Genomic DNA, 9,631 nt, shown 5'->3' on the forward strand with positions numbered 1-9,631 from the left:
CATTTATATTAAAAGACAGGGTAACAAGAGAATTAGTCATGTAATTGTTCTTGATATAAAGCATAATATTTACCCTTTAATTCTAAAAGCTCCTTATGGTTCCCTTGTTCTTTAATTTCTCCTTGTTCTAGAAGAATAATCCGATCAGCTTTTTGAATGGTATTTAATCGGTGAGCAATAATAAAACTTGTTCGTCCCTTCATAAGACGTTCCAAAGCTTGCTGAATCTTTAATTCTGTCATTGTATCTATATTACTCGTTGCTTCATCAAGAATAAGGATTCGTGGTTTAGCAATAAACGCCCTTGCAATCGCCAACAATTGTTTCTGACCTTGACTAATCCTACTACCAGCTTGATCAATCAGTGTATCATACCCATTTGGAAGTTGCGTGATAAAATCATGGGCATTAGCTTCTTTCGCTGCTTGTATGACTTCATCATCAGACGCTGATAATCGACCGTAACGGATATTTTCCCGGATCGTATTGTGAAATAGGAAGGAATCCTGAAGAACAAAGCCCATATGTGAGCGTAAACTCTCTCTCGTTACTTTATTTAATTCATGACCGTCTATTGTAATTTTACCTTCGTTATAGTTGTAGAAACGCGCAATTAAGTTTATAATTGTTGTCTTTCCTGCACCAGTATGACCGACAAAAGCAACTGATTCACCAGGTTGTGCTTCAAACGATATGTCCTTTAAAATACGTTCATCTTCATAACCAAAATTAACGTGTTCAAATGCGACATGCCCGTTTACAGTTTTTAGTACCTTAGCTTCTTGTTCATCACTCTCTTCTCCTGTCTCATCTAAGACAGAGAAGACACGCTCTGCACCAGCAACAGCCGATAGTAATATATTAAACTGGTTCGATAGTTCATTAAGTGGTCGAGTAAATTGACGTGCATATTCAGTGAAAATAACGATGACACCTACTGTAACACCAAAATCATAAATATAAAGAATTCCACCAACGAGAGCGATTAAGCTAAAGCTTAAGTAGTTAAGCATATTCATAACCTTTGGAATAAAACCGGCGATTGTTAATGCCCAAAAGCCAGACATCTGAAGACGCGCATTATTTTCTTTGAATTCTTGAATAACACGTTCCTCTTGTGAATACGTTTTGATAACATGTTGACCAGAAACAGACTCTTCAACAAACCCATTTAACTGACCTAAATCTTCTTGCTGCAATTTATATAATGGACCTGTGCGTTTTGTAATCCAGCGCATCGCTATTATCATTAGTGGAATAATGGTCATCGTCACAACCGTTAAGATTGGACTTAAAGAAAGCATAACAACAATGGTTCCGACAAGCGTTAATACACTAGAAAAAATTTGAATGACTGATTGGTTTAATGTGTTATTAATATTATCAATATCGTTTGTGACCCGGCTCATCAATTCCCCGTGCTGGCGTTTATCAAAATACGCAATCGGTAAACGATGAAATTGATGAAAAATCTCTTTCCTTAATTGATAGACAATTTTTTGGGCGATACCTACCATCCAGAAATTTTGTAAGAAAATACTTAATGAATGACCGAGAAAAATAAAAACTAACCAAACTAATAAAGCTCTTAAACCATCATGTGCCTCTGTAACAATATATAAATCAATCGCTTGGCCGATCAAATAGGGCCCTAAAAGGCCAAGAACTGTACTCAATAAAACCATTAAAATAACGAATGTGAGCTTGACTTTTTCAGCTGCTATATAAGCCCAAATACGCTTGATTGTTCCACTTGTATCTTTTGCCCTTTTTTTCCTTTTTGTCATAACTTGATTTAATTCTACTTTTTGATATTTAAAAGGGCGTTTCAATTCTTTAATGAGCATGAATAGACGCCTCCCCGTGCTGTGACACAGTTATATCACGATATAGCTGTGATTGTGCTAATAATTCATCATGTGTCCCAATATCTAAAATGTTGCCGCAATCCATTAAAATAATTCGATCCATGTTTCGTGCGGTTGAAATTTTTTGCGTAACGATAAGTGTTGTACAATGATAATCTTGGATTCTGTCTAATAATCTAGCTTCAGTTGATAAGTCAAGGGCACTCGTACTATCATCGAACAACAGGATTTTAGGTTGGCGAATAAGTGCGCGCGCAATAGAGATGCGTTGTTTTTGACCACCTGATAAATTAACACCACGTTGCCCAACGACTGTTTCATAACCGTCAGGGAAACTCATGATTGTATCATGAATTTGCGCATCTTTAGCTGCTTGAATAATATCCTCCTTCGTGGCATTTTCTTTACCCCAAGCGATATTATCTGCTAGAGTTCCACTAAACAATAGGGGACTCTGCGGAGCGTAACCGATACTTTTGCGCAAATGATTTAATTTATAATGTGTAATCGGCAGATTATCAATGAATATTTCTCCATCTGTTGCATCATGGAGCCTTGGTATTAATTGAAAGAGCGATGTTTTTCCAGAACCAGTTGCACCAAGGATAGCGATTTTTTCTTTAGGGTGTATCGTAAAGGATATGCTTTTTAAAACAAAATCGTCCGAATTAGGATAACGAAAGGAAACTTCGTGAAAAGCAATATTTCCTTCTGTTATTTCGTGTTTTGAATCAGAAAGCGGATGATCGACTAAATCAACATCTTCTTCGAGGACATCACCGATTCGTTCAATTGATGCCTTTGCTCTTGAGAAAGCCATGATAATAAAGGCGAACATGGATATCGCCATGGATACGCGCATCGCATAGTTAACAATGGCGACGACATCACCGACATTTGTTGATCCTCCTAGGACTTGTTGATTACCAAACCATAATATAAAGAGAAGACTCATATTCATAATAAATAATAGGACAGGCATTGATGATTCGACAAAGCGAAACGTAAATCGTGTCACATCTGCTAAATCTTTATTCGCATTGTGAAAACGTTTTTCTTCATAATTTCTGCGGAAGAAGGCCTTTATTAAACGCATGCCAGCTAAGTTTTCTTGCATCACGCGATTTAAAATATCAACATTTTGTTGTAATTTTTTAAATAAATGTGATGCTTTTTTCAGAACCCATAATAAGAAACCAACAAGTAATGGCACCGTTATTAGAAAAATAAGAGCCAATTTAGCATTAACGACAAATGACATTATGATACCGCCAATGACCATTAGTGGTGCTCGTGACATAATTCTTAAGCCCATGAAAATAGTATTCTGAATCTGGCGAACATCATTCGTGAAACGAGTTACTAGTCCCGAGGTTGGAAAACGCTGTAAGTTTGTAAAGGAAAAGGCTTGTATTTTGTCATATAGTACTTTTCGAATATCATATGCAAAGCCAAGACTGGCATGAGAGGCGTAAAACGAGTTCACAATTCCTGCTATAAATGAAAGGAGTGTTAAGCCGAGCATAATTGATCCCCACATAACAATAGCCTCCATGTCTTTATTCATAACTCCTGAATTAATCATTTTACCTAGAAAGAAGGGGAGTAGAAGTTCAACAATCAGTTCAAAAATCGTCAAGCTAAATGCAACAATCATTGAAATTTTATATGGTTTTAAATATGATAAAACTTTTTTCATCCATAACCGCCACCTATATACTATAAATGAGAATAATTTTCATTATATTATATCGAATATTGATTACATATTCCATATATATACTTCGGAAATAGAAATAATTATAAAAAATAGAAAAAATCACCCACATCAGATAATGAGGTGGGCTAGTTTCAATTAGATGCTGGAACAGGCGGAGTGAATACAAATACGCTGGGCAACTCGTAGAGAGAGGATCAATACTATACTTGGATTTGCTTCTAATTCACTCCTTTTACTTCTAACAGCACATGATGCTATCTGTTCAATCATTCTCACATATGATTAAGGTTTTGGTTTTTCTTTAATGATATCATTTATCTCTGTACGTTCGAGTTGTTGCTTCAGCGCCATCATTTCTTGTTTTAGTTTTTTCATTTCCTGGGTCATTTCTCGTTTTAGTTTTTGACCTGCTTGAGCAACTGCCTGTGTAATCATTAATTTCATTTCAGCTTGAATTTTCGGGTCTTTCATAATGAGAAGCATGGCGTCGGCCATTTTCGAACGTGATGACGGACTTTGGGCAATTTGTTGTAAGAGAATCACATTTTGTTCCATCATTTTTTTGCTGAATTTGGGGTCATCTAAAAGAAGTTTATTGAGAGTGAGTGATAGTTCCTTCACTTTTTGATTTGTAGCGGGATGATGCAATCTTAATTCCTCTTCAGCTACATTTTGTTTTAATATGTTCGTTTTTAATTTGTCACCTGCCTCAATTGCTCTTTTTCGTGAAGCAAGGGAACCTTCAACTAACTTAATATTTTGTTTTTTATCTTGCTGGATATCATCCATAACAGTAATCATTTGTTGTTTTAATTTTTCCATGCCTTTCTCGTCTTGGGCAATCATGTCATTAGCTGACATCATTATATTTAAGTATTCCTCACGTAAAGTAGGGTCATTTAAAATGGACTCTTGTTCAATAAGGTTATTTTGCAGGATTTGTTGTTTGGCTTCTTCGGATTGCAGGACAACTTGTTTTCTCCCTTCTGAAAACAAGACTTGAACTTTATCGCTCATGGCCATATTTTCAACTGTTTCTTCACCGAATTCACTTTTTTCTGGAGAACACCCAGTTATAAGAAATATGACAAAACTAAAGATTGGTAAAAAATACTTCATAAAAAGTGTCACTCCTTATTCATACACTATAATTATTGTTTGTAAATTACGGAAAGGTATGATTGGTTAAATAAGGATGGCATGGAAAAGGTATTATAAATTGATGACACAAAAAAAGACCTTCGTAAGTTATCGAAGGTCAGCCCGATTAATCTTGCCATAAACGTTTAATATGACGACTATTTTGAAGAAATTCCAAAAGATACACATCTGGGTTGCTTAAACGCTTCCATTCTTCAAAGCCATAATTCTTATCATAGTGATTTAATAATATAGATATTATCCCGCCATGTGCGACGATCATCGTATTTTCAGCATGACTTGCCACGACATCATTTACGACCTCTACAATCCGATTCATAGCTTCGTTACTGGATTCTCCACCTTCATATTTCAAATCCCAATCTAGGAATGTCGCTTCTAGTTTATCCATCCAATCTGGAAAAAAGACGGAACTAAGGACGCGTTCGGATAGGCGGCTATCTTGTTCAATCTCTATATCTTTCTTCTTTGCAAATGGCTCTATTGTTTGAATCGCTCGTAAGAAAGGACTAGAAATAATTTTATCGGTCTTTAGATCAGATAGAAAATCAGACAGTTCGTTTGCTTGAATAAATCCTTTTTCCGTTAATGGTGAATCAGGAGATTGTCCAGTTGCTTCACAATGTCTAATAATATATATGTTTTTAGTCATCTGAACTCCTTAACAATTATTCATTGTAGTGATGATTTTATTAGCTAGTAAGATGCTTTCTTTTAAGTATGATGGGGCATAAGGATGATTTTCTATTTGTTGAGAAGTCATCCAATGGACCGATTCGACTTCATCTTTACTTTTAGCGCTTGCTTGACCAGATTTATATTCGCAAAGAAATACAATATTAATAACGTCTTCACCAGAATCTGTTACAAAAGAAGTATTATGAATGTACTTAATGGTATCTTTTACTTTTATTCCGACTTCTTCAAAAATCTCACGCTTTACAGTTCTTTCTAAAATATCGGTCGTGTTACCTTCTTGTTCCACTTTACCACCTACGAGAGAGAGTAAACCTGCCGCATGCTCCTCTTTTTTACTTCGTTCAATAATTAGCCATTGATCATTTTTAACAATCGCGCCCTCAACATTTACTATGAACATATTTTTATCCTCCAATAAGAAGTTATTTGAATCATATCCATATCGAACGAGGTTTGGACAAAAAATAATATGTTTAACCCAAAGACGAACAATCTACTTTTTTAACGAAGAATATTTCTGAAGTGTGAATATGCACCTCGTTCAGATTTTTCTTTGATAAAACACTTTTGCCCATACCCTATCTTACTATATGGATAATACAAATAACATAAATGTGTAAATTATTGATAAATTAACACCACTCTGAAATGTTTTTATACAGCTTTGATAGTTATTTTATATAAATTTCGGGGCATATTGGATAATAATAATTTTTTGAATCGGAGTGATGAAAAAATGTCGGGTCCAGCATTAAGGCGTGTCGTGAGTCATTCCTCAGTCCATAAGGCGATATTAAGTGAAGCAGGGGAATTGAGGTTCCTCTATGTTTCTATTATCGTATTTTTTAGAAATATTTATTATGTCGACCAAATAAGACGAAATATTCATTTTATTTATGTTATATTAATATAACTAATCAATAAAAAGACAAGACATTATAGAGTAAGGATATTTATTGGGGTAACGAATTAAGAGGATCTCACACCGCGTCAGGTGGAACATTCAGTCATATCCATAATATAATTTCCAAAGTTCCTGGAACCCCAAAGATGAAATAAATAGGAAGATATTAGAAAACGTTCTTAACTAATAGGGGGAGCAGATTTGGTACAAAGGAAAAACTTTATTGTTGTTATACTCGTTTTCATCATAATATTGGCGGTTAGTTGTTCGAAACATACTAACAATGAAAATGGAACCACAGCAAATGAACAAATAGATAAAGAGAGGGCCCAGGAAATTGCTTTAAATGACGCTCCTTCTTTTAAACCTAATAATAGTAATTTTGAAATTTATAGCATAGAAAGAACAAAAATGAGTTATCGTGGTTCTATAAAGCTCTATGATTCTTGGGTCGTTATTATTAGTTCACGTGAACCAAATAGTGATAAAAGTTTTCCAAAAATTTTATATCAAATTAACGCTAAAAATGGGAAAATTATTGATAAAACAAATCACGCATTTGGTGAATAATGTATTTATAATGAAATTCTTTCATACCGCACTTCTATAATATTGATTATAAATACAGATTAAAGAACTCCGGAGACTATTATAGAATTTCGACGAGCTAGGAAAATAATTAATATAAAACTAATATTAGATATTTTTATATAAGTTAGCAAAACAAAAGCGCTTGAACCTTTACAGGAACAAGCGCTTTATTAGTGATTCCGATTGGGCTCGAACCAACGACCTCTACCCTGTCAAGGTAGCGCTCTCCCAGCTGAGCTACGGAATCATTTATTGCGTCAACATTTACTATTATATTGACGATGGTAATAAAAGTCAAGGGTTTTTTGAAAAAAAAAGAAAATGAATAATATCTGATGAATACGTCGTAAGATTCCTTCAGGGAAAAACCACAAATTCTATCATCCAAGCGACTTCTCTTTTACATAGAAAATCCAAATTAATATTACATTTTTTTGTATAGCCAAAATAAAAAATAAAGATGGAGTAGTGTTCTATTATATACAAACGAAGCATAAGTATTTAAGTGGATTGAAATATTTTTAATGGGTGGGTGTTTATATGGATAATGATAAGTCAGCTTCAAGAAATCAGAAACCCATGAATAGTAAAAATGAACAGTTGGAAGAGTTTCGTGTAAGAAATACAGGGAAGCCAATGACAACGAATCAATCGAGAAAAATATCAAATGACCAAGAAACATTAAAAGCTGGTGAACGCGGGCCGTCATTACATGAGGATTGGCATTATTTTGAAAAAATGACACACTTTGTACGTGAAAGAATACCGTCACGAGTGGTTCATGCGCGAGGTTATGGAGCACATGGAGAATTTGAATGTTATCAGTCGATGAAACAATTTACAAAAGCTGGATTTTTGCAAGAAGCTGGCAAAAAGACGTCTGTGTTTGTTCGATTTTCTACCGTTCAAGGTGATAGAGGTTCTAAAGATACAGCGAGAGATTTACGTTGCAAGGGAGTTAAGTTTTATACAGAAGAAGGTAATTACGATTTGACAACGATTTCAATGCCGGTCTTAATTAATCAAGATCCAATGAAATTTCCCGATGTAATGCATGCATATCAGCCAGAGCCGCGGAGTGGTATGCCGACAGCTTCAGGAGCCCATGATAATTTCTGGGATTATGTCGCAAATAATCAAGAAGCACTTCATATGGTGTTGTGGATTATGTCCGATAGAGGTATTGTAAAAAATTACCGAATGATGGAATCATGGTCGATTAATACGTATTTATTTGTTAATGACGAAGGTGTAGCTACTTTTGTTAGATTTGTTTGGAAGCCTGTTCTCGGCGTACACTCCCTGCTTCAAGATGAGGCACAGAAAATAGGGGGAATAGACCCTGATTATCATCGAAGAGATCTAAGAGAGGCGATTGATAGAGGGGCTTATCCTGAATATGAATTAGGTGTTCAGTTGATTGCGATGGAGGATGAATTCAAATTCGACTTTGATGTTCTCGATCCGGCAAAGTTTTGGCCAGAAGAACTTGTTCCTGTTCACATAATCGGTAAGATGACTTTAAATAAAAATGTTGATAATGAATTTGCGGAATTAGAACAAGTCGCATTTAACCCTGCAAATGTCGTACCGGGAATTGATTTTTCTAATGATCCTGTCCTACAAGGAAGATTAATTACTTATCAAAGTGCACAATACCATCGACTTGGCAGCGCTAACTTTCAAGATTTACCAATTAATCGACCACTTTGCCCGTTCCATAATAATCAGCGAAAAGGGTATATGCGGTATCGAATCGATGTTGACCAGGTTAATTATCATAAAAATTCAATAGCAGATAACACCCCATATACAACGCCTCCAGAAGAAGGCGGCTATGTTCATTATCCTAAAAAAGTCGAAGGGCATGTCATAAGAGGCAGGAGTAAGTCATTTAACGACTTCTTTACACAACCGAGGATATTTTGGAATAGCTTGACACCTATTGAAAAGCAACACACTATAAAAGCACTTAGCTATCAGGTTGGGAGTGTAAAAAGAAGGTCTGTTCGTCAACAAGTTGTTGATATGCTAGTCAAAGTGGATAAGGAAATGGCATGGATTGTTGCGGACAATATCGGTGTAGATCGTCCAAGAGGATCTCAAGTATCAGTATCTACAAAATACCCTTCGCTTAGTCAAATGAATACACCTCATTACGCGTACACACAAAGAGTAGGTGTATTGATTGGGAATGGTTTTAATGGTCAAGAGATAACAAGTGTACTTCAGTTGTTGCGAGAATATGGGGTTTTCATTTATATTATTAGCGAAACGCTCGGTACTGTTACAGGGGTAGATGGCACGAAAATCAAAGTGGATGAAACCTTTCTTACATCTAGTCCATATTTGTTAGACTCGATTTATGTCGTTGGTGGACGTTCTAAAAATCAAGATAAATTCAATCAGGACATGATGTATTACGTCCGTGTAGCATATCAACATTATAAACCAATTGGTGTTGCCACAAGTGGCCGGTCTTATATTCAAACATCAGAAAAAAATAACTTAGAAGGTGTCGTTTTTGCTGCAAATAATCCAAACTTCACAAAGGAATTTGTCTCCGCAATTGCCGAGCAGCGGTTTTGGAATAGAAGATAATATTGAAAAGATTAATACGGAGTCTAGCGGTCTCCGTATTTTGTCTGTTATGTATGATTGATAAATAATTTTTAGCTTAAAATATGT

General features: G+C 35.3%; 7 protein-coding genes and 1 tRNA gene. 2 read left to right on the forward strand and 6 right to left on the reverse strand.

What is annotated here, in order from left to right:
• Nucleotides 1–32: 32 nt before the first annotated feature.
• The 5 genes from VIG73_RS11800 to VIG73_RS11820 form a co-directional block, all read right to left on the reverse strand.
• Complete coding sequence (locus tag VIG73_RS11800) at nt 33–1,847, reverse strand: ABC transporter ATP-binding protein (protein ID WP_331642218.1); 1,815 nt, start codon at nt 1,845–1,847, stop codon at nt 33–35.
• The gene (locus tag VIG73_RS11805; RefSeq protein ID WP_331642220.1) at nt 1,837–3,567 is read right to left on the reverse strand and encodes an ABC transporter ATP-binding protein; all 1,731 of its coding nucleotides are present in this window, start codon (nt 3,565–3,567) and stop codon (nt 1,837–1,839) included. The genes VIG73_RS11800 and VIG73_RS11805 overlap by 11 nt, the downstream gene beginning before the upstream one ends.
• A gap of 303 nt (nt 3,568–3,870) precedes the next feature.
• On the reverse strand, nt 3,871–4,707 hold the full coding sequence (locus VIG73_RS11810; RefSeq protein WP_331642222.1) for a hypothetical protein: 837 nt from the start codon (nt 4,705–4,707) through the stop codon (nt 3,871–3,873).
• 148 nt (nt 4,708–4,855) lie between these two features.
• Nucleotides 4,856–5,401, reverse strand: a complete 546-nt coding sequence (locus tag VIG73_RS11815) for a histidine phosphatase family protein (protein WP_331642224.1) — start codon at nt 5,399–5,401, stop codon at nt 4,856–4,858.
• A 9-nt stretch (nt 5,402–5,410) separates the two neighbouring features.
• Nucleotides 5,411–5,848, reverse strand: coding sequence for an NUDIX hydrolase (locus VIG73_RS11820; protein WP_331642226.1), 438 nt, complete (start codon nt 5,846–5,848; stop codon nt 5,411–5,413).
• A 705-nt stretch (nt 5,849–6,553) separates the two neighbouring features.
• Here VIG73_RS11820 and VIG73_RS11825 point away from each other — a divergent pair.
• Nucleotides 6,554–6,922, forward strand: a complete 369-nt coding sequence (locus VIG73_RS11825) for a hypothetical protein (protein ID WP_331642228.1) — start codon at nt 6,554–6,556, stop codon at nt 6,920–6,922.
• Nucleotides 6,923–7,117: 195 nt separating this feature from the next.
• On the opposite strand, the gene VIG73_RS11830 is transcribed toward VIG73_RS11825, so the two are convergent.
• A tRNA-Val gene (locus tag VIG73_RS11830) sits at nt 7,118–7,190 on the reverse strand.
• A gap of 293 nt (nt 7,191–7,483) precedes the next feature.
• Here VIG73_RS11830 and VIG73_RS11835 point away from each other — a divergent pair.
• Nucleotides 7,484–9,544 (forward strand): catalase, encoded by a 2,061-nt coding sequence (locus VIG73_RS11835; RefSeq protein WP_331642230.1) that lies wholly within the window; start codon nt 7,484–7,486, stop codon nt 9,542–9,544.
• Nucleotides 9,545–9,631 lie beyond the last annotated feature (87 nt).

The sequence above is a fragment of the Cerasibacillus sp. genome (assembly GCF_036516575.1).
In the GTDB taxonomy this organism is placed as follows: domain Bacteria; phylum Bacillota; class Bacilli; order Bacillales; family Amphibacillaceae; genus Cerasibacillus.

Excerpts from the sequence above, each read along its gene's own strand:
- VIG73_RS11805 (WP_331642220.1), bottom strand. The coding sequence starts at position 3,567 with ATGAAAAAAGTTTTATCATATTTAAAACCATATAAAATTTCAATGATT.
- VIG73_RS11810 (WP_331642222.1), bottom strand. The coding sequence starts at position 4,707 with ATGAAGTATTTTTTACCAATCTTTAGTTTTGTCATATTTCTTATAACT.
- VIG73_RS11835 (WP_331642230.1), top strand. The coding sequence starts at position 7,484 with ATGGATAATGATAAGTCAGCTTCAAGAAATCAGAAACCCATGAATAGT.
- VIG73_RS11815 (WP_331642224.1), bottom strand. The coding sequence starts at position 5,401 with ATGACTAAAAACATATATATTATTAGACATTGTGAAGCAACTGGACAA.
- VIG73_RS11800 (WP_331642218.1), bottom strand. The coding sequence starts at position 1,847 with ATGCTCATTAAAGAATTGAAACGCCCTTTTAAATATCAAAAAGTAGAA.
- VIG73_RS11820 (WP_331642226.1), bottom strand. The coding sequence starts at position 5,848 with ATGTTCATAGTAAATGTTGAGGGCGCGATTGTTAAAAATGATCAATGG.